Origin of the sequence: Bradyrhizobium ganzhouense (assembly GCF_049949285.1) — a bacterium.
GTDB classification, from domain to species: domain Bacteria; phylum Pseudomonadota; class Alphaproteobacteria; order Rhizobiales; family Xanthobacteraceae; genus Bradyrhizobium; species Bradyrhizobium ganzhouense.
This window is the reverse complement of sequence record NZ_CP181318.1, coordinates 1,402,724-1,426,341: the sequence shown is the minus strand read 5'-3', so window position 1 is coordinate 1,426,341 and position 23,618 is coordinate 1,402,724. Positions and strand designations below refer to the sequence as shown.

General features: G+C 65.3%; 21 protein-coding genes. 15 read left to right on the top strand and 6 right to left on the bottom strand.

All coding sequences use genetic code 11. The features are described from left to right. Window positions 1–75 precede the first annotated feature (75 nt). Window positions 76–1,554 (top strand): EAL domain-containing protein, encoded by a 1,479-nt coding sequence (locus ACLFLU_RS06685; protein WP_426411524.1) that lies wholly within the window; start codon window positions 76–78, stop codon window positions 1,552–1,554. A gap of 15 nt (window positions 1,555–1,569) precedes the next feature. Then, on the top strand, window positions 1,570–2,424 hold the full coding sequence (locus ACLFLU_RS06680) for a TIGR01459 family HAD-type hydrolase (protein ID WP_426411523.1): 855 nt from the start codon (window positions 1,570–1,572) through the stop codon (window positions 2,422–2,424). An 87-nt stretch (window positions 2,425–2,511) separates the two neighbouring features. Here ACLFLU_RS06680 and ACLFLU_RS06675 read toward each other — a convergent pair whose 3' ends face one another. Continuing rightward, window positions 2,512–2,907, bottom strand: coding sequence for a response regulator (locus ACLFLU_RS06675; protein ID WP_007596883.1), 396 nt, complete (start codon window positions 2,905–2,907; stop codon window positions 2,512–2,514). Between the two features lie 228 nt (window positions 2,908–3,135). On the opposite strand from ACLFLU_RS06675, the gene ACLFLU_RS06670 reads away from it, so the two are divergent. From ACLFLU_RS06670 to ACLFLU_RS06620, 11 genes are all read left to right on the top strand, one after another. Continuing rightward, the gene (locus ACLFLU_RS06670; protein WP_426411522.1) at window positions 3,136–4,107 is read left to right on the top strand and encodes a bifunctional riboflavin kinase/FAD synthetase; all 972 of its coding nucleotides are present in this window, start codon (window positions 3,136–3,138) and stop codon (window positions 4,105–4,107) included. Window positions 4,108–4,324: 217 nt separating this feature from the next. Continuing rightward, complete coding sequence (gene ileS, locus ACLFLU_RS06665) at window positions 4,325–7,309, top strand: isoleucine--tRNA ligase (protein ID WP_426411521.1); 2,985 nt, start codon at window positions 4,325–4,327, stop codon at window positions 7,307–7,309. A 9-nt stretch (window positions 7,310–7,318) separates the two neighbouring features. Beyond that, the gene (lspA, locus tag ACLFLU_RS06660; protein WP_426411520.1) at window positions 7,319–7,813 is read left to right on the top strand and encodes a signal peptidase II; all 495 of its coding nucleotides are present in this window, start codon (window positions 7,319–7,321) and stop codon (window positions 7,811–7,813) included. Between the two features lie 110 nt (window positions 7,814–7,923). Next, window positions 7,924–8,655 (top strand): hypothetical protein, encoded by a 732-nt coding sequence (locus ACLFLU_RS06655; protein ID WP_426411519.1) that lies wholly within the window; start codon window positions 7,924–7,926, stop codon window positions 8,653–8,655. Between the two features lie 193 nt (window positions 8,656–8,848). After that, a complete protein-coding gene (locus tag ACLFLU_RS06650; protein ID WP_426411518.1) occupies window positions 8,849–10,240 on the top strand; it encodes a M16 family metallopeptidase in 1,392 nt (463 codons plus the stop codon). Beyond that, window positions 10,237–11,628 (top strand): M16 family metallopeptidase, encoded by a 1,392-nt coding sequence (locus ACLFLU_RS06645; RefSeq protein WP_426411517.1) that lies wholly within the window; start codon window positions 10,237–10,239, stop codon window positions 11,626–11,628. Before ACLFLU_RS06650 ends, ACLFLU_RS06645 begins: the two co-directional genes overlap by 4 nt. Before the next feature lie 116 nt (window positions 11,629–11,744). Continuing rightward, window positions 11,745–12,161 (top strand): alternative ribosome rescue aminoacyl-tRNA hydrolase ArfB, encoded by a 417-nt coding sequence (gene arfB, locus ACLFLU_RS06640; protein WP_426411516.1) that lies wholly within the window; start codon window positions 11,745–11,747, stop codon window positions 12,159–12,161. Between the two features lie 144 nt (window positions 12,162–12,305). Beyond that, the gene (locus ACLFLU_RS06635) at window positions 12,306–12,692 is read left to right on the top strand and encodes a c-type cytochrome (protein ID WP_426411515.1); all 387 of its coding nucleotides are present in this window, start codon (window positions 12,306–12,308) and stop codon (window positions 12,690–12,692) included. After that, window positions 12,693–13,088 (top strand): VOC family protein, encoded by a 396-nt coding sequence (locus ACLFLU_RS06630; RefSeq protein WP_426411514.1) that lies wholly within the window; start codon window positions 12,693–12,695, stop codon window positions 13,086–13,088. Window positions 13,089–13,126: 38 nt separating this feature from the next. After that, a complete protein-coding gene (locus ACLFLU_RS06625; RefSeq protein WP_426411513.1) occupies window positions 13,127–13,675 on the top strand; it encodes a gluconate 2-dehydrogenase subunit 3 family protein in 549 nt (182 codons plus the stop codon). A 29-nt stretch (window positions 13,676–13,704) separates the two neighbouring features. Continuing rightward, on the top strand, window positions 13,705–15,273 hold the full coding sequence (locus ACLFLU_RS06620) for a GMC family oxidoreductase (protein ID WP_426411512.1): 1,569 nt from the start codon (window positions 13,705–13,707) through the stop codon (window positions 15,271–15,273). Between the two features lie 215 nt (window positions 15,274–15,488). Here ACLFLU_RS06620 and ACLFLU_RS06615 read toward each other — a convergent pair whose 3' ends face one another. Beyond that, a complete protein-coding gene (locus ACLFLU_RS06615) occupies window positions 15,489–15,806 on the bottom strand; it encodes a ribbon-helix-helix domain-containing protein (protein ID WP_426411511.1) in 318 nt (105 codons plus the stop codon). Window positions 15,807–16,046: 240 nt separating this feature from the next. Here ACLFLU_RS06615 and mutL point away from each other — a divergent pair, with 240 nt between their 5' ends. Beyond that, on the top strand, window positions 16,047–17,861 hold the full coding sequence (mutL, locus tag ACLFLU_RS06610; protein ID WP_426411510.1) for a DNA mismatch repair endonuclease MutL: 1,815 nt from the start codon (window positions 16,047–16,049) through the stop codon (window positions 17,859–17,861). Between the two features lie 22 nt (window positions 17,862–17,883). On the opposite strand, the gene rsmD is transcribed toward mutL, so the two are convergent. Beyond that, on the bottom strand, window positions 17,884–18,438 hold the full coding sequence (gene rsmD, locus ACLFLU_RS06605; protein WP_426411509.1) for a 16S rRNA (guanine(966)-N(2))-methyltransferase RsmD: 555 nt from the start codon (window positions 18,436–18,438) through the stop codon (window positions 17,884–17,886). Window position 18,439: 1 nt separating this feature from the next. Next, window positions 18,440–20,467, bottom strand: coding sequence for a pseudouridine synthase (locus ACLFLU_RS06600; RefSeq protein ID WP_426411508.1), 2,028 nt, complete (start codon window positions 20,465–20,467; stop codon window positions 18,440–18,442). 119 nt (window positions 20,468–20,586) lie between these two features. Here ACLFLU_RS06600 and ACLFLU_RS06595 point away from each other — a divergent pair, with 119 nt between their 5' ends. Next, complete coding sequence (locus ACLFLU_RS06595; protein ID WP_426411507.1) at window positions 20,587–21,045, top strand: nucleoside deaminase; 459 nt, start codon at window positions 20,587–20,589, stop codon at window positions 21,043–21,045. Here the strand turns inward: ACLFLU_RS06595 and ACLFLU_RS06590 are convergent. Both ACLFLU_RS06590 and purD read right to left on the bottom strand, forming a co-directional pair. After that, window positions 21,042–21,947, bottom strand: coding sequence for an alpha/beta fold hydrolase (locus ACLFLU_RS06590; RefSeq protein WP_426411506.1), 906 nt, complete (start codon window positions 21,945–21,947; stop codon window positions 21,042–21,044). The two genes, ACLFLU_RS06595 and ACLFLU_RS06590, sit on opposite strands and share 4 nt — an antisense overlap. 154 nt (window positions 21,948–22,101) lie before the next feature. After that, window positions 22,102–23,385, bottom strand: a complete 1,284-nt coding sequence (gene purD, locus ACLFLU_RS06585; RefSeq protein WP_426411505.1) for a phosphoribosylamine--glycine ligase — start codon at window positions 23,383–23,385, stop codon at window positions 22,102–22,104. Window positions 23,386–23,618: the final 233 nt, after the last annotated feature.

Genomic DNA, 23,618 nt, shown 5'->3' with positions numbered 1-23,618 from the left:
GAGGCGCGACGGGTGCGTATTGCAGCCCGTGTTTTCCCGGGTGAGGCAATCAGCTCTTGAGGCGTGGCGCGCGGCATGATTCGCATTTCGACGATCTTCATCGCCATCTGCATGGTTCTGGTCGCGGCCTCGCTCGGGCTTGTGCTCTACGCGGTCGCCGGCATCAGCGGAACCGAATCCGCGATCGTGGCGCTGACCGCGCTGACCTTCCTGATCCTCTATAACGCGGTCTCGATGCGGCTGCGCGACCGCAGTGACGTCGGCGGCCAGATCGCCGACCTGTCGCGCGGCACCGCCGACCTCGCCCGCCAGGTGGCCGAGTTCGGCCGCCGGCTCGCCGCGGTCGAGGGCCGCATCGCCTCGTCCAATTCGACCAATTCCGATCGGGTCCAGTCGGTGGTCGGCGAGATCAACGAACTCGGCGGGCTGATCAGGCAGCTTGCCGCCACGGTGTCGACCCATGAGGACCTGCTGGCCGGTCACGCGCCGTCCCCCGCTCCGGTCGCCAGGCTCGAGCCGGAAGCGCCGATCGACCTGATTGCGCCCTTCGCGGAGCGGCCGGCGGCTCCTCCGCCGATTCCTGCTCCGCCGCGGCCGACGGCGCCGGCCGTCCAGAGCAAGACCGCCAATGCCGTTTCGACGGCCGGCGGCCGCAACCAGACCCAGATGCTGGCGACGTTGCGCAACGCCATCGACGAGAACCGGATCGACATCTTCCTGCAGCCGATGGTGACGCTGCCGCAGCGCAAGGTCCGCTTCTACGAGGCCGTGACCCGGGTGCGCGACGAGCGCGACCAGCTGATTGCGGCGGAAGAGTTCATCAGCATCGCCGAGGCCTCCGGGCTGATCGGACGCATCGACAACATGGTGTTGCTGCGCTGTGTCCAGGTGTTGCGCCGGCTGATGGTGCGCAACAAGGATGTCGGCGTGTTCTCTAACGTCGCGGCGTCGACGCTCGGCAATTCCACCACCTTCGCGCAATGCCTCGACTTCCTCGAGGCCAACCGGGCGCTCGCGCCGTCGCTGGTGCTGGAGTTCAAACAGTCGACCTTCCGCGGCCTCGGCCCTGCAGAGACCGAGAATCTCGCGGCACTCGCGCAACGCGGCTTCCGCTTCTCGATCGACCATGTCACCGACTTGCGGATCGAGCCGCGCGAACTCGCCGACCGCGGCGTGCGCTTCATCAAGGTCCCGGCCTCGCTCCTGCTCGACCCGAAGCAGGCGTCGACCTCGGACATTCATCCCTCCGACCTGTCCGACCTGCTCGGCCGCTTCGGCATCGATTTAATCGCGGAGCGGATCGAGGGCGAGCGCGCGGTGGTCGATCTGCTCGACTATGACGTGCGGTTCGGCCAGGGCTTCCTATTCGCGCCTCCCCGGCCATTGCGGCCCGAGGGGGCATCTGCTACCGGCGGGGCCGCGTCGAACCCGGCGCAGGACATTCAGGGATCCAATGGCTCCGGAACACCCAGCCCAAGCGCAACATCAGCTGCGGCGCCTGCCGCCCCGTCATCGCGCATCACCGGCAACGCAGCGCTGGCGCGCCGCATCTGATCGGCCGCACGCATCATGACCACGCTGCATTTCGCACAAGGCCTGCGCGAGCTCGTGGACGGGGTCGAGGTCGTGCTCAGCGACATCTGGGGCGTCGTCCATAACGGACTGGAATCCTTCCCCGAGGCCTGCGAGGCGCTGCACACCTATCGCAGCCGTGGCGGTACGGTGATCCTGATCACCAACGCGCCGCGCCCGGCCGACTCCGTGCAGCGGCAGTTGCGTAAGCTCGGTGTCGCCGACGAGACCTATGACGCGATCGTCTCCTCGGGCGACCTGACGCGGCTCTATGTCGCCGAGCATCCCGGACGCAAGATGTTCTGGCTCGGCCCAGAGCGTGACAACTCGATCTATCGCGGTCTCGACGCGAAGACCGCGCCGCTGGAAGAGGCCGACTACATCGTCTGCACCGGCCTCTTTGACGACGAGACCGAGACCGCGGAAGATTATCGCGGCATGATGCTCAAGGCGCGCGAGCGCAAGCTGACACTGGTCTGCGCCAACCCCGACATCGTGGTCGAGCGCGGCGACCGGCTGATCTATTGCGCCGGCGCGATTGCCGAGCTCTATCGCGAGCTCGGCGGCGAGGTGATCTTCTACGGCAAGCCGCACCGGCCGGTCTACGAGCGCGCGATGCGGCTGGCCGGCGAACGCCAGGGCCACCCAATCGACCGGAAGAAGGTGCTGGCGATCGGCGATTCCGTCCGCACCGACCTGACCGGCGCGCGTGAATTCGGCATTGACTGTCTGTTCGTCACCCGCGGCATCCATGCCGAGGAGTTCGAAGGTCTCGACCAGCTCGATCCCAAGTCAGTGACGGAATTGTTCGGCCACCCGCCGAAGGCACTGATGCGCGAATTGAAGTGGTGACGGCCTAGCCGTCGTCGCTGCAAACACAGAAAGCCCGGGACAAGCGCCCGGGCTTTCCAAACTCAGCAGACGACGTAGATCGCGCGCTTACGCGCTCGCCATGTCCGGGAAGACCGCCTCGATCTTGGTCTTCAGCGTCGCCGCATTGAACGGCTTGACGATGTAGTTGTTCACGCCGGCCTTCTTGGCCGCGATCACGTTCTCGGTCTTCGATTCCGCCGTGATCATGATGAAAGGCGTGGTGGCGAGGTTGGGATCTGCCCGCACTTCGCGCAACAGGTCGTAACCCGTCATCGGCTCCATGTTCCAGTCGGAAATCACGAGGCCATACTTCTTGCCGCGCATCTTGTTCAGCGCCGCCGAACCGTCGCTGGCATCATCGATATTCTCGAAGCCAAGCTGCTTCAGCAGATTCCGGATGATACGGATCATGGTGCTGTAGTCATCCACCACCAGAACCGACATCGACAAATCAACCGCCATCTCGACTCCCCCAACGCAAACCCAGGAAATACTATAATCGAACCTGCCGGGCCGTAGCCCGCGGTTCCACGTTTCAAGGACTAGCACCAAGGCGTTAAACAGCGCGTTAACTGGGGTCGCCCCGATGAATTGAAATCGCGTTCAGTGCGGCCAACCCCTAACGCTTGACTTCATCGGCCGGGTCACGCCACGGTCCCGGCCGGTCCCGCCGGCTTGAGAATTCCCCTGATGGCCCCGCAATTTACCGTTATCCGCGATACCACGCCGGATTCTGCCATCCTGAAGGGGGCGGTGGTCGCCATGGGCAATTTCGACGGGGTCCATCTCGGGCACCGGGCCGTCATTGCAGCTGCTCTGGAAATGGGCCGGGCGCATGGCCGCCCTGCGCTGGCGCTGACCTTCGAGCCGCATCCGCGGCGGTTCTTCAGCCCCAACACCCCGCAATTCCGCCTGACGGACGAGCCGGCCAAGCTGCGGCTCCTGGCCGGGACCGGGCTTACCGGCGCCGTGGTCATGACCTTCGACAAGGCCCGCGCCGGGACCACCGCGCAAGACTTCATTCACCATGAGCTGATCGGGCGCCTCGGCGTCAGCGGCATTGCGGTCGGCTACGACTTCCATTTCGGCAAAGGACGCGTCGGCTCGCCCGGCCTTCTGGTCAACGAAGCCCCTCGGCTCGGCATCGAGGTCGACGTGCAGCCCCATGTCGATATCGACGAGCGGCCGGTCTCCTCCAGTGCGATCCGGATCGCGCTCGCGGAGGGGCTCATCGACGAGGCCACCACCATGCTGGGCGCGCCCTGGTTCATCACCGGCGAGGTCATCCATGGCGAGAAGCGCGGCCGCGACCTCGGCTATCCCACCGCCAACATCCGCCTCGATGCCAATTGCGGCCTGAAGCACGGAATCTATGCGGTGCGGGTCGGCCGCGGGCCTGAGCGCCTGGAGGGGGTGGCAAGCTTCGGCCGCCGCCCGACCTTTGATAATGGCGCGCCGCTGCTGGAAATCTTCCTGTTCGACTTCAAGGGCGACCTCTACGGGCAGGCGCTGGACTGCGCCTTTATCGGCTTCATCCGCGAGGAGCTGAAATTCGACAGCCTGGAGGCCCTGATCCGTCAGATGGACGACGATTCCGCCCGCGCCCGCGCCATGCTGGCGGCCGCCCCGGACGCGTTTCCGCGGCTCGGGACCGTCGATTAAGGGCCCAAAGCCGGCCCGCCGGACCTTTGCGCTTCTACCTTTTGCGCTTCCCCTGGCCCCCTGCTATGGAGAGCCCATGTTTGCGCGGCGCATCATAGGGATTAGCGGCCCGGCTTCCGCCTGAGCTCCGGCTCGGCGCAAGACCGGGATTTTGTCGTCTCACCCCGCGATTCCGCATCGCCATCCGTTCCCGCGCCATTCCGAGCCAGTCAGCCTGATGTCCGAAAAAGCTAAAGACTATTCAAAAACCCTGTTCCTGCCGCAGACCGAATTCCCGATGCGCGCCGGCCTGCCACAGCGCGAGCCGGAGATTCTCAAGCGCTGGTACGAGATCGGCCTCTACGAGAAGCTGCGCGAGAGCGCGAAGGGCCGCGACAAGTTCGTGCTGCATGACGGCCCGCCCTATGCCAACGGCAACATCCATATCGGCACGGCGCTGAACAAGATCCTCAAGGATCTCGTCACCAAGAGCCAGCAGATGCTCGGCTTCGATTCCAACTACGTCCCGGGCTGGGATTGCCACGGCCTGCCGATCGAGTGGAAGGTCGAGGAAGAGAACTATCGCAAGAAGGGCAAGCAGAAGCCCGACTTCCGCGACAGCACCGCGATGATCGATTTCCGCAAGGAGTGCCGCGCCTACGCCACGCACTGGCTCAACGTGCAGCGCGAGGAGTTCAAGCGTCTCGGCGTGATCGGCGACTGGGCTCATCCCTACGCCACCATGAACTATCCGGCCGAAGCCCAGATCGCGCGCGAGCTGATGAAGTTCGCCGCCAATGGCACGCTGTATCGCGGCTCCAAGCCCGTGATGTGGAGCGTGGTCGAGAAGACCGCGCTCGCCGAAGCCGAGGTCGAGTACGAGGACTACACGTCCGACATGGTCTGGGTGAAATTCCCGGTCACCTCGCCGGCGCATGGCGCGCTGGCCTCGGCCAGTGTCGTGATCTGGACCACCACGCCCTGGACCTTGCCCGGCAACCGCGCCATCTCGTTCTCGCCGAAGATCGCCTATGGCCTCTACAAGGTGACGGACGCTCCGGCCGACAATTGGGCCAAGACCGGCGATCTGCTGATCCTCGCCGACGCGCTTGCCGCAGAGGTCTTCAAGCAGGCGCGCGTCACGGCCTTTGAGAAGGTGCGCGACATCCCCGGCGACACCATGGACGCGATCGAATGCGCCCATCCGCTGAAGGGCCTCGCCGGCGGCTATGACTTCATCGTGCCGCTGCTCTCCGGCGACCACGTCACCGACGATACCGGCACCGGCTTCGTGCACACCGCGCCCAGCCACGGCCGCGAGGACTTTGACGTTTGGACAGCGAGCACCCGCGAGCTCGACGCCCGCGGCATCAACAGCGCGATCCCCTACACCGTCGACGAGAACGGCGCCTATACCGACCACGCGCCGGGCTTTGCCGGCAAGCGCGTCATCAATGACAAGGGCGAGAAGGGCGACGCCAACGAGGCCGTGATCAAGGCACTCGTCGACAAGGGCATGCTGCTCGCACGCGGCCGGCTCAAGCACCAATATCCGCATTCCTGGCGCTCGAAGAAGCCGGTGATCTTCCGCAACACGCCGCAATGGTTCATCGCGATGGACAAGGACATCGCGGCCGACGGCAAGACCAAACCCGGCGATACGCTGCGCGCCCGCGCGCTGCACGCGATCTCGGTGACGCAATGGGTGCCGCCGTCAGGGGAGAACCGCATCAACGGCATGATCGAGGCGCGCCCCGACTGGGTGATCTCGCGGCAGCGCGCCTGGGGCGTGCCGATCGCCGTGTTCGTCCGCGAGAAGGGCGACGGCTCGGCCGAAATCCTCCAGGACGAGGCTGTCAACACCCGCATCGGCGATGCCTTCGAAAAGGAAGGGGCGGATGCCTGGTACGCGACAGGGGCGCGCGAGCGCTTCCTGGGGCCGCGTGCCAACGAGGATTGGCAGAAGGTCGACGACATCCTCGACGTCTGGTTCGATTCCGGCTCGACGCACGCCTTCGTGCTCGAAGACCCCGTGCATTTCCCCGGCCTCGCCGGCATCAAGCGCAAGGTCGACGGCGGCACCGACACCGTGATGTATCTCGAAGGCTCGGACCAGCATCGCGGCTGGTTCCATTCCTCGCTGCTGGAGAGCTGCGGCACCCGCGGTCGCGCGCCCTACGACATCGTGCTGACCCACGGCTTCACCCAGGCCGAGGACGGCCGCAAGATGTCGAAGTCGCTCGGCAACACCATCGAGCCGCAGTCCGTCATCAAGGAATCCGGTGCCGACATCCTGAGACTCTGGGTCGCGTCCTGCGACTACACCGACGATCAGCGCATCGGCCCGGAGATCCTGAAGAACACGGTCGAGACCTACCGCAAGCTGCGCAACACCGTGCGCTGGATGCTCGGCACGCTGCATCATTACAAGCCGGCCGACGCGGTCGCGCCTGCCGAGATGCCCGAGCTCGAGCGGCTGATGCTGCACGAGCTTGCGCTCCGCGCCGAATTGGTCCGCAAGGCCTATGAGACGTTCGACTACAAGAGCGTGGTCGCGACCCTCTCCGCCTTCCTGAACAGCGAACTCTCGGCGTTCTATTTCGACATCCGCAAGGACACGCTCTATTGCGATCCGCCATCCTCGCTGACACGCAAGGCGGCCCTGACCACGATCGACCTGCTGTGCAATTCGATCCTGAAATGGCTGGCGCCGGTGTTGAGCTTCACGGCGGAAGAAGGCTGGCGCATGTACAAGCCCGATGCCGAACCGTCGGTGCATTTGACGCTGTTCCCGGAAGGCCTCGAACAATTCCGCGACGACAAGCTCGCCGCGAAGTGGGAGACCATCCGCAACGTCCGCCGTGTCGTCACCGGCGCGCTGGAGCTCGAACGTGCCGCCAAGAACATCGGCTCCTCGCTCGAGGCCTCGCCCGTGATCTATGTCGCCGACCGCGACATGCTGGCGACGTTGTTCGACACCGATCTCGCCGAGATCTGCATCACCTCGAACTACGAGGTGCGTGAGGGCGAGGCGCCGACCGCTGCATTCCGTCTCGATGCCGTGCCCGGCGTCGCGGTCGTGGTGGAGAAGGCCGTCGGCACCAAATGCGCCCGCTCCTGGAAGATCTCGCCGACCGTGGGTGAGGACCCTGAATATCCCGACGTCACCCCGCGCGACGCCAAGGCGCTGCGCGAATGGAAGGCGTTGGGCGTGAGCGTCTGATCCCAGCCCATGACTCCGCTCCGCGCCGGCATCCTCGCGGCATTGGTCACGCTCGTGGCCGACCAGGCCTCAAAGCTCTGGCTGCTGAATGGGTTCGACCTGGCCCGGCGCGGCGTGGTGAAGGTGACGCCGTTCTTCGACCTGGTGCTGGCCTGGAACATCGGGATCAGCTTCGGCTGGCTCCAGAATGACAGTCAGGCCGCGCAGCTCGCGCTAATGGCGGTGAAGGTCATCGCAGTGATTGCGCTCGCGGTCTGGATGGCGCGGTCGCAGACCCGGCTCGCCACGGTGGCGCTCGGACTGATCATCGGCGGCGCGATCGGCAATGGCATCGACCGCCTGGCCTATGGCGCGGTGGTCGATTTCGCCCTGTTCCACATCGAAATCGGCGGAATTACCTATAATTGGTACGTCTTCAACCTGGCAGACGTGGCCATCGTTGCTGGGGTGGCGGCCCTATTGTATGATTCCTTCCTGGGGGTACCCGCCGCAAAAGCGCCCTGATCCCGGCTGATACGGGCCGGAGGCGGAACCTTGCTTGGCGAGGAGTGGTCGCGCGCGACGCGGCAAGACCTTTATCATCAAGACTGCCACAATATGGAACAGGTACAGGCATGCGCAGCTCCGAGACCAGCGGTTCGATAGGCCGAGACGCCCGGCGGGGACTTTGGCTGGCGCTGAAATTGTCAGCCGTCGCCCTTGGCATCGGTCTCGTGATGTCGGCAGGCCCGGTCCGCGCCGGTGACGACGGCGACGATGACGACGACATGACCTTCGAAGAGAAGCTCATCGACAACCTGATGTCCGGCATCGGCGGCAGGAGCATGGAAAAGAAGGGCATCGAGTACCGCGAGCGGTCGCCGCTGGTGGTGCCTCCCAAGCTCGACCTGCCGCCGCCCGCCAGCGCCGACGCTGCGAACGCACCGAACTGGCCGAAGGACCCCGACGAGAAGCGCCGCAAGGAGGCTATCGCTCAGCGGAAGAAGGGGGGCAACAAGGCAGCGGAGTACTTGCAAAACGCCCGCCCGCTGTCGCCGGCCGAATTGGACGCCCACAAGACGGTTGGCCCCGACAAGACCGTCAATGATCCGGTCCAGCCGGGCTCCAACGTCAACCACCCGGCTATGAGCCCGGCCGAGCTCGGCTACACCGGCGGCCTGTTCAAGATGTTTTCGAACAACAAGGACGAGAGCAAGCAATTCACGTCCGAGCCGCCGCGCCAGTCTCTGACCGAGCCGCCGCCGGGATATCAGACGCCTTCGTCGAACTATGCCTATGGTACCGGAGAGGACAAGTCGCGGCGGACCTATTTCGACGTCAGGTCGGGTAAGGAAAAGGAGCAATAGGCTCCTTGCCCGTAGCACGCAGGCGTCGACTCGCCGCAATCGTCCGGTGTAGGCCGGACGCGGCAGATGACCTATTTTTAAGTACAACTTGACCGCGTTCTCTGCTTCGTGACCCGAAGCTCAAAACCGCGCGGTGTAGCATGCCGTGCTTTCACGCCCGGACATCGGGGTCCGGGCTTTCACAAGGATCGTGATGTCCTCACACCGATCGGTTGCCTGCCTCTTCGCCGCGCTGCTCTCGACATCTGCCCTCGACGTCGGCAGCGCACTCGCCCAGACGACGGTCACGTCCGCGCCGCCCGCCAGCTTCACGCTCAGCAACGGCCTGCAGGTCGTGGTGATCCCTGACCACCGCACGCCCGTGGTCACAGAGATGATCTGGTACAAGGTCGGCTCGGCCGACGAGACGCCGGGCAAATCCGGCCTCGCCCACTTCCTCGAGCACCTGATGTTCAAGGGCACGGAGAAGCATCCGGTCGGTGAATTCTCGCAGACCGTGCTCCGGGTCGGCGGCAACGAGAATGCCTCGACCTCGGTCGACTACACCAACTACTACCAGCGCGTGCCGCGCGAACAATTGCCGACCATGATGGAGTTCGAGGCCGATCGCATGACCGGCCTGATCCTCAAGGACGAGAATGTGCTGCCCGAGCGCGACGTCGTGCTCGAAGAGTACAACATGCGCGTCGCCAACAGCCCTGACGCGCGGCTCAACGAGCAGGTCATGGCCGCGCTCTATCTCAACCATCCCTATGGCCGGCCGGTGATCGGCTGGCACCAGGAGATCGAGAAGCTCAATCGCGAGGACGCACTCGCCTTCTACCGCCGCTTCTACGCGCCGAACAACGCGATCCTGGTGATCGCCGGCGACGTCGAGGCCGCCGACGTGCGCCCGCTGGTCGAACGCAATTTCGGCCCGATCCCGGCCCAGCCGGCGATCCCCGCGCAGCGCATCCGCCCGCAGGAGCCGGAGCCGGCGGCACCGCGCACGGTCACGCTGTCCGACCCGCGCGTCGAACAGCCGAGCCTTCGCCGCTTTTACCTGGTGCCCTCGGCCACGACGGCTGCGGCCGGCGAGAGCGCCGCGCTCGACGTGCTGGCGCAGTTGATGGGCAGCGGCAGCAACTCCTATCTCTACCGCGCCCTCGTCGTCGACAAGCCGCTCGCGGTCTCCGCCAGCGCCAGCTATTCCAGCATCTCGCTCGACCCGACCCAGTTCATGATCTCGGCTTCGCCGAAATCAGGTGTCACCTTCGCAGACATCGAGCAGGTCATCGACGGCGTCATCGCGGACATCGTTGCGAACCCGATCCGCGCCGAGGATCTCGAGCGGGTCAAGACCCAGCTCATCGCGGAAGCGATCTACGCCCAGGACAATCAGGCCGTGCTGGCGCGCTGGTATGGCGGCGCGCTGTCCACGGGCCTGTCGATCGAGGACATCCGAAGCTGGCCCGACCGCATCCGCGCCGTCACCGCCGAGCAAGTCCGTCAAGCCGCGCAAAAATGGCTCGAGAAGAAGCGCTCGGTGACAGGCTATCTGATCAAGGACACCGCTACCGCCAAGCGCGAGGAGAAGCGTTCGTGACCCATCCCTTCCTTCACGCAAGACACTTCCTACTCACCAGACGCTTCGCGCTGTCCGTCGCCACCGGCGCGGCACTCGCGCTCGCCGCGGTCTCGCCCTCGCAGGCGGCAGCAAAAATCCAGCACCTGGTCTCGCCGGGCGGTATCGAGGCCTGGTTCGTCCAGGACGCGACCGTGCCGCTGATCGCCATGGAATATTCCTTTGCCGGCGGCTCGGCGCAGGATCCCAAGGACAAGCCCGGCGTCGCCAATCTGGTCGGCGACCTCCTCGACGAGGGCTCCGGCGATCTCGATTCCAAGACGTTCCATGAGCGGCTCGACCGCCGCGCCATCGAGCTCTCCTTCAGCGCCACCCGCGACACCTTCCGCGGCAGCCTGCGCATGCTGCGCGACAACAAGGACGAGGCCTTCGATCTGTTGCGGTCCGCGCTGACCTCGCCGCATTTCGACACGGCCGATGTCGAGCGCATCCGCTCGCAGGTCATCTCGGGCCTGCGCCGCGAGACCACCAACCCGAGCTCGCTCGCGAGCCGAAAATTCCTGGAGATGACGTTCGGCGATCATCCCTACGGACGGCAGACCAACGGCACGCTCGAGAGCGTGCCGACCATCACGGTCGCCGACATGAAGGATTACGTCAGCCACAACCTTGCCAAGGACACGCTCAAGATCGCCGTCGTCGGCGACGTCGATCCGGCGACCCTCGGCAAGCTGCTCGACCACACGTTTGGCAGCCTGCCTGCCAAGGCCACTCTGACGCCGGTTGCCGACGTTGAGGCCGCAAAGCCGCCGCAGCGCGCGTTCGTGCCGCTCGACGTGCCGCAGACCGTGATCACCTTCGGCGGTCCCGGCGTGAAGCGCAGCGATCCAAACTTCATGGCGGCCTATGTCGTCAACCACATCCTCGGTGGCGGCGGCCTGTCCTCGCGGCTCTATCACGAGGTCCGCGAGAAGCGCGGGCTGGCTTACTCCGTATTTGAATCGCTGCTCTGGATGGAGCATTCGGCCATCTTCATCGGTAACACCGGCACCCGCGCCGACCGTGCCGGCGACACCATGGATGCCATCGAGAAGGAAGTGCGCCGCATCGCCGACGAAGGCCCGACGCAAAAGGAGCTCGACGAGGCCAAGTCGTACCTCAAGGGCTCGCAAATGCTGGCGCTCGATACCTCCTCCAAGCTCGCGCAGGCGCTGCTGCAATATCAGCAGGACAAGCTGCCGATCGACTATATCGAGAAGCGCAACGGCATCGTCGACGCGGTGACGCTGGACGACGCCAAGGCCGCCGCCAAGCGGCTGTGGGGCCAGGGCCTTCTGACTGTCATCGTCGGCCGCGCCCCGCAGGCTGCCGCACAACCGGCGGCCGCACCGGCGATGAAGTCGAACTGACGTCACCTGACGTTTCCTGAAATGGCCGGGCTCGCCCGGCCATTTGCGTTTCGCATGGGCGCCATTGCCGAACGTCGATGTCCAAGGTATGTCCGGACATCACGAATGGTGCCATCATGCTGCGGATATCCCGCGATCTCGTCATCGACGAGGACGACATCGAGATCGCCTTTGTCCGCGCCTCCGGCCCGGGCGGGCAGAACGTCAACAAGGTCTCGACCTCGGCCCAGTTGCGCTTCGACACGCGCAAGCTGACCATCCCCGAGGATGCGACGATCCGGCTCGCCCGCATCGCCGGCCAGCGCATGACCAAGGACGGCGTGATCGTGATCCACGCCCAGCGCTTTCGCACCCAGGAACGCAACCGGCAGGACGCCATCGACCGCCTCGTCGAGATCCTGAGCGAAGCGATGATCCGGCCGACGCCACGCCGTGCGACGCGACCGACTTTCGCTTCCAAGCAGCGACGGCTCGACGGCAAGAAGCGTCGTAGCGACCTCAAGTCCAAGCGCGGGCGCGGCTTCGACGACTAAGGATTACAGCCGTCGATCGCATCAGGCCCATCGCGCGAATTGCGCTTTGTTCCCAGTTGAAACAGCCCGCTACTACCACCGCATGTTTTGTGCCGCCTAGAGTTTGCGCACGCTGAACGTGACGTGGATGGACGGGCTTTGGCGATGCGCGGAGTCATGCTGGGATTGTGCACCGCGATGGTGCTGGTGGTGCGCGTTGCCGATGCGCAGATGCCATTGCCGGCCGCGAAGCCGCCGGATGGCGCGACGCTGTTCAAGCAGCAATGCGCAGTGTGCCACACCACCAATCTCTCGGAACCAATGCGGCAAGGTCCGCCGCTGGTGAAGGTCGTGGGGCGGACGGCCGGCAAGATCGAAGGCTTTCACTACTCTGACGGTCTCGCGAAAGCGGACTTCACCTGGAACGACGCCAGGCTCGACGCCTGGCTGACGAATCCGCAGGCCGTCATTCCCGGCGTGGTCATGGCCTATCGCCAGGGCAAGCCGGAGACGCGCGCTGCCATCATCGCCTATCTCAAGGAGCTGAACTGAATGGCCAAGCCTGTCCATTCCATGATCCGCGTGCTCGATGAAGCACGATCGCTCGACTTCTACCGGCGCGCTTTCGGCCTCGAAGTCGCAGATCATCTGAAGTTTCCAGACTTTGCGCTGATCTATCTGCGTCACCCCTCCTCACCCTTCGAGGTCGAGCTGACGGTGAATTCCGATCGCAAGGAACCGTACCAGCTCGGCGACGGCTACGGCCATCTCGCCGTGGTTGTCGAGGATCTCGATGCCGAACATGCCCGCTTCGCGCGCGAGCAGCTAGCACCGGGGCCGCTGCGCGACTTCAAGCACGACGGCAAGACGCTGGCGCGCTTCTTCTTCGTCAGCGATCCCGATGGCTACAAGATCGAGGTGATCCAGCGAGGCGGACGCTTCAACTGACCAGAACATAAAATCCAAAAAATCTACGGAGGAATGCCATGAGAGAAGTCGATCGTCGAAGCAAGCATAGCCGTCGCGTCTTTCTCAAGGGCGCGGTGACTGCCGTGCCGGTCGTGGCCGCGGCCACAAGCGTAGGCGTCAGCATCGAGAGCGCCTGGGCCGATGAGGCCGGCACACTTTCGTCCGCCACGATGAAGACGCTGCTGAAGGTCGCGCGCGACATCTATCCGCACGACGTTCTCGGCGACAGCTACTACATCACCGCGATCAAACCATGGGACGACAAGGCCGCCAAGGACCCGGCCGTCAAGGCGCTCATCAGCGACGGCATTGCCAGGCTCGATCAGAACGCGAGGGATCGCCACAAGGCGCCCTACGCCGAGGTGCCCTGGGAAGCCGATCGCGTGGTGCTGCTGAAGGAGATCGAGCAGAGCGACTTCTTCCAGAAGGTGCGCGGCGACCTCGTGGTCTCCCTCTACAACCAGAAAGAAGTCTGGCCGAGGTTCGGCTACGAGGGCTCCTCCGCCGAGCACGGCGGCTACATCAACCGCGGCTTTGCCGACATCGACTGGCTGCCGAAAGCTTAACGGCCACCCAACGGTTCAGGAGAACGCATATGGCAAAATTCGATCTGAACGATAACAGCGTTGTGGTGATCGTCGGCTCCGGCGCCGGCGGCGGCACACTGGGCAACGAGCTCGCACAAAAGGGCGTCAAGGTGGTCATTCTCGAGGCCGGCCCACGCATCGAGAACCAGGACTTCGTCAACGACGAGTGGGAGAGCTTCACCCAGCTCGCCTGGACCGATGCCCGCACCACGTCGGGTAATTGGCGCGTCGCCAAGGATTTCTCGGGCCTGCCCGCCTGGATCGTCAAGGCGGTCGGCGGCTCGACCGTGCACTGGGCGGGCGCATCGCTGCGCTTCGACGAGCACGAGTTCAGGATCAAGAGCACCTACGGCAACATTCCCGGTGCGAATCTGTTGGACTGGCCGGTGACGCTCGCCGAGATGGAGCCGTGGTACGCCAAGGCCGAGAACAAGATGGGCGTGACCCGCACCAACGGCATCCCCGGACTTCCCGGCAACAATAATTTCAGGGTGCTGGAGGCCGGCGCGAAAAAGCTCGGCTACAAAACCGTGCACACCGGCAACATGGCGATCAACAGCCAGCCACGCGACGGACGCGGATCCTGCCAGCAGATCGGCTTCTGCTTCCAGGGCTGCAAATCCGGCGCAAAATGGTCGACGCTCTACACCGAGATTCCCAAGGGCGAGGCCACCGGCAATCTGGAGGTCCGCCCCAGCAGCATGGTGGTCAAGATCGAGCACGATGCGAGCGGCAAGGCCACCGGCGTGGTCTATGCCGACGAGAGTGGGGCGATGCAGCGCCAGAAGGCGCGGATCGTTGCGGTCGCAGGCAATTCGATCGAGAGCCCGCGGCTGCTGCTCAACAGCGCTTCGAGCATGTTCCCCGATGGCCTCGCCAATTCATCGGGACAGGTTGGCCGCAACTACATGCGTCACATGACCGGCAGCGTCTACGCCGTGTTCGAAAAGTCCGTGCACATGTATCGCGGCACCACCATGGCCGGCATCATCCGCGACGAGGCCGCCAACAATCCGCAGCGCGGTTTTGTCGGCGGCTATGAGATGGAAACGCTCTCGCTCGGACTGCCCTTCATGGCCGCGTTCCTCAATCCCGGCTCATGGGGCCGGCCGTTCACCGCTGCGATCGACGGCTATCCGCGGATGGCCGGCATGTGGCTGGTCGGCGAGGACATGCCGCAGGAGACCAACCGCATCACGCTCGATCCAACCGTGAAAGACAAGTTTGGCCAGCCGGTGGCGAGCGTGCATTACGACGATCATCCCAACGACCTCGCGATGCGGGCGCACGCCTACAAGCAGGGTGCGGCGGTCTACGACGCCGTCGGCGCCACCGTGACCTATCCAACGCCGCCCTATCCGAGCACGCACAACCTCGGCTCCAACCGGATGAGCGAGAAGCCGCGCGACGGCGTGGTCAACAAGTTCGGCCAGAGCCACGACGTCAAGAACCTGTTTGTCTCCGACGGCAGCCAGTTCACCAGCGGCGCGGCCTGCAATCCGACACTGACCATCGTCGCACTCGCGATCCGGCAGGCGGATTACATTGCGGGGGCGATGCAGAAAAAGGAGATTTGATCTTACGTCGCCCAAGACGGCGTTGAGGAGAGATTCTGCATCCACGCTCAAGGTGTCGTCCCGGCGAAAGCCGGGACCCATAACCACAGGGAGGAGTGTGATGAAGACTAGTCGTTCGGTACTCCGATCACCCGCACTCGATGGATTCCGCGGTATGGGTCCCCGCGTTCGCCGGGACGACATCGAGAATGTGAATGCGGGCTCGCGCTTAGCAGCTACTCGGCCGCATCGAGAATCGGCGCAACGGTCGCCTTGAACTCCTGCACCGGCACCGTACTCCTGGAGCGATAGATCAGGCAGGAGCAGCGCAGCAGCGAAGCGAAATTGTTGACCTCGCCGTGATGGTCGAGCACCTCGTTGTAGAGCGTGGTCAGGAACTTGCCGAGGCTCATGTTCTCCTTGGCCGCGATCTCCTCCAGCGTATCCCAGAACGCCAACTCCAGCCGGATCGAGGTGCAGTGCCCGCCGATCCGCAAAGACCGGGTCTGGGATTCATAGTCGCGTTGGGGCTGGTGCGCGAAGAGATGGCACATGGCGTCCTCCCGTCCTCTTGCCATTTTTTCACGATGCTACACCGCTGCCCGGCACCTCACAATCAGGACCGCAGCCGGAGCTCGGTCCGCTCCGGTTGTGCGATTTTCTCGAACGCCCAATATCTTCAATGTGATAGGCATCCCTCTTCCCCAGGGCGCGACACACCTGTTGCCCAACACATGCTTTTGACGCAACACGGCCTAGAATAGCGTCGTCAGCGAATCCAAATCGAAAGCCCCATGCCCGTCCGTCAGCTTCCAGAACAAGTCGTCAATCGCATCGCCGCCGGCGAGGTGGTCGAGCGCCCGGCGAGCGTGGTCAAGGAACTCGTCGAGAACGCGATCGATGCCGGCGCGAGCCGGATCGACGTCTTCACCGATGGCGGCGGGCGGCGGCGGATCGGCATCACCGATGACGGCGGTGGCATGACCCAGCGGGACCTGTCGCTCGCAGTCGAGCGCCATGCCACGTCCAAGCTCGACGACGAGGACCTTCTCCAGATCCGCACGCTGGGGTTCCGCGGCGAAGCGCTGCCCTCGATCGGCTCGGTCGCGCGTCTCTCCATCACCACGCGGCATGCCAGCGAGCCGCATGCCTGGGCGCTCACTGTCGAGGGCGGCGAGAAATCCGAGATCATGCCGGCCGCGCTCGCGCACGGCACCCGCGTCGAGGTCAACGATCTCTTCTACGCGACCCCGGCCCGGCTGAAATTTTTGAAAACCGACCGTACCGAGGCGGAGGCGATCCGCGAGGTGGTGCGGCGGCTGGCCATGGCGCGGCCCGATGTCGCCTTCACGCTCGCAGGCGAGGAGCGCGCGCCGGTGACCTGGGCCGCGGCGCTGCCCGGCGCAGCCGGACGCCTGACGCGGCTCGGCGACATCCTCGGCGCGGAGTTCCGCAGCCATGCCTTCGAGGTCCATGCAGAGCGCGAGGGCGTCGTCGTCGCCGGCTATGCCGCAGCACCTGCGCTGACCAAGGCCAACGCGCTCGGACAATATCTCTTCGTCAACGGCCGTCCGGTGCGTGACAAGCTGATCCTGGGCGCGGTGCGCGGAGCCTACGCCGACTACCTGCCGCGCGACCGGCATCCGGTGCTGGCGCTGTTCGTCACGCTGGATCCGCGCGAGGTCGATGCCAACGTGCATCCGGCCAAGACCGAGGTGCGCTTCCGTAACGCAGGCCTCGTCCGTGCGCTGATCGTGCACGGATTGAAGGAAGGGCTTGCACGTGAAGGGCGCCGTACCGCGGCCAACAGCGGCGAGAGCGCATTGTCCTCGTTCCGGCCCGCCTTCACACCGCCGCGTCCCGCAAGCTGGGACTGGCGAGCCTCGCCATCCGCCCCCGTTGCGCCGATGCCGTCATTCGAAGGCTCCGCCGCGCCCGCCTTCGCCGAGCGTGCGCAGGCCGCGTTCGACGTTGGCGCGCCGAGCGCCGATGTGCGGTTCGAGGCGCAGCCGGTGGCCGATCTCGTCGATCGTCCGCTGGGTGCTGCGCGCACGCAGCTGCACGAGACCTATATCGTGTCGCAGACTCGCGACGGTCTCATCATCGTCGACCAGCACGCCGCGCATGAGCGCATCGTCTATGAGCGGCTGAAGGCCTCGCTCGCCGAGAACGGCGTGCAGCGGCAGATCCTGCTGATCCCCGAGATCGTCGAGATGGACGAGGCCACGGTGGAACGGCTGCTCGAACGCAGCGACGAGCTCGTTTCTTTTGGTCTTGCCATCGAATCCTTCGGCCCCGGCGCGGTCGCGGTGCGCGAGACGCCGTCGCTGCTCGGCAAGACCAATGCCGGCGCCCTGCTGCGCGATCTCTCCGAGCACATGGCCGAATGGGACGAAGCGTTGCCGCTGGAGCGCCGCCTGATGCACGTCGCCGCCACCATGGCCTGCCACGGCTCGGTGCGCGCGGGCCGAAGGCTGCGGCCGGAAGAGATGAACGCGCTGCTGCGCGAGATGGAGGACACGCCGAACTCGGGCCAGTGCAATCACGGCCGTCCGACCTATGTCGAGCTGAAACTGGCCGATGTGGAGAAGCTGTTCGGGCGGAGGTGAACTTCGTAGCGTGGATACGAGGCTACGGCCTCTTCAAAAACACGAACTCCGTATCGTCATAGCCCCGCCGCTCCAGCTCCTCGAATCCGTCCGGCGCCGCGAACTGCGCGGCCTTCGCCTCTTCCACCACGAGCAGCGCACCGGGCGTGAGCCAGCCGCCGTCACGCAAGCTCGCGAGCGCCTTCTCCGCAAAGCCCTTGCCGTAGGGCGGATCAAGAAACACCAGCGAGAACGGCTCGACCGGATGCGCGGGGCCGAGATCGGTCGCATCGCGGCGATAGACTTTTGTAACACCACCGAGGCCGAGCGACTCAACATTGTTACGCAGCAACGCGCGCGCCTCCGCGCCATTGTCCACGAACAGGGTGAACTTCGCACCGCGCGAGGACGCCTCGATGCCGAGCGCCCCTGTGCCGGCAAAGAGATCGAGCACGCGGGCGTCCTCGATCGGATTGTCATAGGCGTGCACGAGGATGTTGAACACGGATTCGCGCAGGCGATCCGCCGTGGGACGGATGTCACGCGAGGACGGTGAGGCGAGATTGCGCCCCTTCAAACGACCGCCGACGACGCGCAAGCTAGTCCTCCCGCGGCGTCAAATCGCGCTTGCCGTGATAGCCGCGCTTGGGACGGCGCGGCGGGCCGTAGCCGTTGGCCTCTTCCTCGTTGCGCTCGCGCGCTTCGTCGCTGCCGGTACGCTGCACCAGCACGCGGCGGCCCTTGCGGTCGGCGATCACGTCGCGCTTGGACGTTTTTTTCTCGCCCGATGCATCGCCCTCGCCTGACGATTTCTGCGGCACGTCGAATTGCGCGCCGGACTTCTCGATCACCTTGTCGCCGAGCTGATCGCGCAGCACACGCGCGCGGACCTCTTCGACCTGGCCCTCGGGGACTTCGCCGAGCTGGAACGGGCCGTAGGAAACGCGGATCAGCCGGTTCACCTCGAGCCCGAGATGGGCGCAGACGTTACGCACCTCGCGGTTCTTGCCTTCGCGGATCGCGAACACCAGCCAGACATTGGCGCCCTGGTCGCGCTCGAGCGTCGCGTCGATCGGGCCGTACTTGACGCCCTCGACCTCGATGCCGTCCTTGAGCTGGTCGAGCTGCGCCTGGGTGATGTCACCATGCGCGCGAACGCGATAGCGCCGCAGCCAGCCGGTGTCCGGCAGCTCGAGCGTTCGAGCGAGACCGCCGTCATTGGTGAGCAGCAAAAGGCCTTCGGTGTTGAAGTCGAGCCGGCCGATCGAGATCAGCCGCGGCAGACCTTCGGGCAGATTGTCGAACACGGTCGGACGCCCCTCGGGGTCGTCATGCGTCGTCATCAGCCCGCGCGGCTTGTGATAGAGGAACAGCCGCGTGCGCTCGCGCTCCGGCAACGGCTTGCCGTCGACCAGAACGACGTCGTTCTTCGTGATGTCGAGCGCCGGCGAGTTGATCACGCGGCCGTTGACGGTGACACGCCCCTGCGTGACCATCTCCTCGGCATCGCGGCGGGAAGCGAGGCCCGCACGCGCCAGCGCCTTGGCGATGCGCTCGCCGGCCTTCTTCGGCTTCGGCGCCTCTTCGCGACGTGGGCGGCCTTCGAAATCACGCTCGCGCGCGCGATAGGCGCCGCGGCCGCCGAAGGCCGGGCGCTTCTCGAAGATCCTGCTCTCGTCCTCGTTCTCGCGGCGCGGCCGATCGCCGAAGCGCCCTTCGTTGCGCGGATGCTCGTGCCAGTCGGAGCGGCCTTCAGAGCGCTCACGCGGACGATCGAATTTCGGGCGGTCACCACTGCGCCCACCGCGGTCGCCATCGCCGTCACGACGGGGTCGGTCAAATTTGGGACGGTCATCGCGCGGTCGATCGTACTTCGGCCGCTCGCGGAACGGACGATCGCCTGATGCGCGGTCGTCGCGCGAACGCGAGAAGCGCGGACGGTCCTCACCACCGCCTTCGCGCTTCTGCCAGGGCTTGTCTTCGCTGCGGTCTCGGCCGCCGAAATCCTTGCGCGGACCTTTGCTGAAGTCCTTGCGCGGCGGACGATCGCCACGCGGACGATCATCGCGCTTCTGCCACGGCTTTGAATCATCCCGCTCGCCGCGATCGCGCGAAAACTTCCGCTCGCCGTCGAACTTGCGCTCCGGACGATCGCCGCGTGGCGCATATGGCCGCTTGTCGCCGAACTTCTTGTCGCCGAAGCGACCGGCGGGACGCGAATCGTCGCGGTCCCGGCTGCGCGGCGGACGGTCGTCGCGCCCGGAGAATGGACGATCACCACGCGGCTTGAACGGCCGCTTTTCGCCATCGCGCGACGGACGATCGGAAAACGGACGGTCGCCACGCGGCTTGAAGCTGCGCTCACCGCGCTCCCCACCGCTACGGTCGTCGCGCTTGAATTTCGGACGGTCGGAAAAATCGCGGCGCGGGGCGTCGCCCTCCTCGCGGCGGCGGAACGGGCGGCTGTCGCGATCGCCGCGGGGCGGACGCTTGTCGCCGTCGCCCTTGCCCTCAAAACCGCGCTTGGCGAATTTCTTGTCGGGACCGCGCGGCTTGCCGCTGCGGCCGCCTTTGGCCGGGCCTCGCCGGCCGCGGGAATCGTTGTCTTTGTCGCTGTCGCGAGGCATGAATAATCTCACTCAGGGGGTGGCCGGAAAGCATTGCGCGCGCTCATTGCGAGCCGCATGCTCAGGCAAAATCGATAAGCACTTCTGCTGAAGGCGCAGCTACTAGCAGGTTTCTTCGGATGATACGAGGCTTGAAAGCCCCCTCTTTCATGGATTTGGCGCTCAAAACGGCCGAAAATGCCGGAAAGGCGGGCGAAGTTCCGATCGGGTGCGTGGTGGTCCGCAATTACGAGGTCATCGCCACCGCCGCCAACCGGACCCTGACCGACTACGACCCCACGGGACACGCCGAGATCATTGCGCTGCGCGAGGCGGCGAAAAGGATCGGCAGCGAGCGACTGGTCGACTGCGACCTCTACGTGACGCTGGAGCCCTGCACCATGTGTGCGGGCGCGATCTCCTTTGCAAGGGTCCGCCGGCTCTATTACGGCGCCGCCGACCCCAAGGGCGGCGCCGTCGAGTCCGGCGTGCGGTTCTTTGCCTCGCCAACCTGCCACCACGCCCCGGATGTCTATTCCGGCGTCGGCGAGAGCGAGGCGGCGCGGCTGCTCAAGGAATTCTTTCGCGAGCGGCGTTAACGACTAGCGAAAAACTCCCGCAGCGCCTTGGCGGTGACGTCGGGGTTCTCCTCGGTGAGGAAGTGGCCGGAGTCCACCGGCTGTCCTTCGACATTGGTCGCCCATTGCTTCCAGATGTCGAGCGGTGTCGCGGCGGCCTGGGCGATGCCGACGCCGCCCCACAGCGCCAGCATCGGGACCGTGATCTTCTTGCCGGAATCGAAATCGGCCTTGTCGAGATCGTAGTCGATATAGGCGCCGGCGCGGTAGTCCTCGCACATCGCATGCACGCGGGCAGGATCGCGGAACGGGGCGATGTAGTGCGCGAGCGCGCGCTGGTCGATCGCGTCCAGCGTCTTCGACTTGGTCTGGCTCGCCATCTTGAAGCGCAGGAAGAATTCGCCCTGGCCTGCGATCAGCGTCTCCGGCAGCGGCGCGGGCTGGGCGAGGAAGGTCCAGTGATAGATCTTCAGCGCATAGGCGCGGTTCATCCGCTCCCAGTAATTATAGGTCGGCAGGATATCGAGCACGGCGAGCTTCGACAGCCGGCCCGGATGATCGAGCGCCAGCCGATACGACACCCGGCCGCCGCGGTCGTGGCCGGCGAGCGCGAAGTGCACGTGGCCGAGGCTCTCCATCGCCTCCACCATGGCCTTGGCCATCGCGCGCTTGCTGTAAGGCATGTGCAGCGCATCGCTCTCGGGCATGTCGGACCAGCCATAGCCCGGCAGGTCGGCGATGATCAGCGTGAACCGGTCGGCCAGTAGCGGCGCGACGCGGTGCCACATCACATGCGTCTCGGAGAAGCCGTGCAAGAGAAGCAGCGGCGGTCCCTTGCCGCCGACGCGGGCGAAGATGCGGCCGAACGAGGTGTTGATCCATTCGGAGGCGAAGCCGGGATAGAGGTCGGCGAGATCGGACATCTTCTGCATCCTTATCTGGTCAGTCGCGAGGGCGCCTCGACATGAAAGTCGAAAACAACCCCATGCACAGTAGCTAAGTTCAAGACCTGCCTGCACATTTTTGGAGTGCCGGCGGGCGCGGCCAGACGTTGCGCGTGAGCCGCAAAAACCGCCGTCAGCTCCTCGCCTTCTCGGCCTCCACCGCCTGCCAGCCGATGTCGCGGCGGCAAAAACCTTCCGGCCAGTGGATGCGGTCGACAGCCTGGTAGGCGCGCGCCTGCGCTTCGGTCACGGTCGCCCCGAGCGCGCAGACATTGAGCACGCGGCCGCCATTGGCGAGGATGGCGCCATCCTTCGCGACCGTGCCGGCGTGGAAGATCTCGACGGTGTCGACCTTCGCGGCCTCGTCGAGCCCCTCGATTCGCGTGCCCTTCTGATAGTCGCCGGGATAGCCCTTCGCGGCCATCACCACGGTCAGCGCGGATTCCGGATACCAGCGCAGATCAAAATGCTTCAACTCTCCGTCGCAGGCGGCGATGAACGCTGGCACGATGTCGGACATCATGCGCAGCATCAGCACCTGGCACTCGGGATCGCCGAAGCGGACGTTGAACTCGAACAGCTTCGGGCCCTGCGTCGTCAGCATGATCCCGGCATAGAGAATGCCCCGGAACGGCGTGCCGCGCTGCTTCATGCCGGCGACCGTCGGCAGAATGATCTTGGCCATGATCGCGTCGTGGATCGCCGGCGTCACCAACGGCGTCGGCGAATAGGCGCCCATGCCGCCGGTGTTCGGCCCGACATCGTGGTCGAACACCCGCTTGTGGTCCTGGGCGGAGGCCAGCGGGATGGCGGTCTCGCCGTCGCAGAGCGCGAAGAAGCTGATCTCGCGGCCCGGCAGAAATTCCTCGATCACCACCTCGGCGCCGGCTTCGCCAAACGCGCCCTCGAACATCATGGCGATGGCGTCCTCGGCCTCGCGCACGGTCTTGGCGACGACGACGCCCTTGCCGGCGGCAAGACCATCGGCCTTCACGACGATCGGAGCGCCCTGGCTGTGCACATAGTCGCGCGCATCGTTGGCATTGGTGAAGCGCTTGTAGGCGCCGGTCGGAATGCCGAATTCGGTGCAGAGCGCCTTGGTGAAGCCCTTGGAGCTTTCGAGCTGGGCGGGGATCTTGTTCGGCCCGAACGCCTTGATGCCGGCGGCGGTGAGATCATCGACGATGCCGGCCGCCAGCGGCGTCTCCGGGCCGACCACCACGAGCTCGACCGCATTTGTCTTGCAGAAGTCGATCACGGCGGCATGGTCGGCGACATCGAGCGCCACGCATTCCGCCTCCCGCGCGATGCCGGCATTGCCGGGCGCGCACCAGAATTTGGTCACCAGGGGAGAGGCTGCGATTTTCCATGCCAGGGCATGTTCGCGGCCGCCGGAACCGAGGAGGAGAATGTGCATACGGGGCTCGAAATGAGGGGTTTTGCTGGGGGCGGAGGTCGCACGAATCGGCGCGGGTCTCAAGGGGTGTTGCCCCCATCCCCGTCATTCCGCCGCTCGCACGCTTGGGCGCGAGCCCCGATCCATGGGCCGCCGGGTTGGCGGCGCGACGGCCCGGCTGTCGGCGCGGACGGTATTTGCGCAAACCGGACATTCGGCCGGATCGAGAAGTCTCAGATGGGCCCATAACCGGA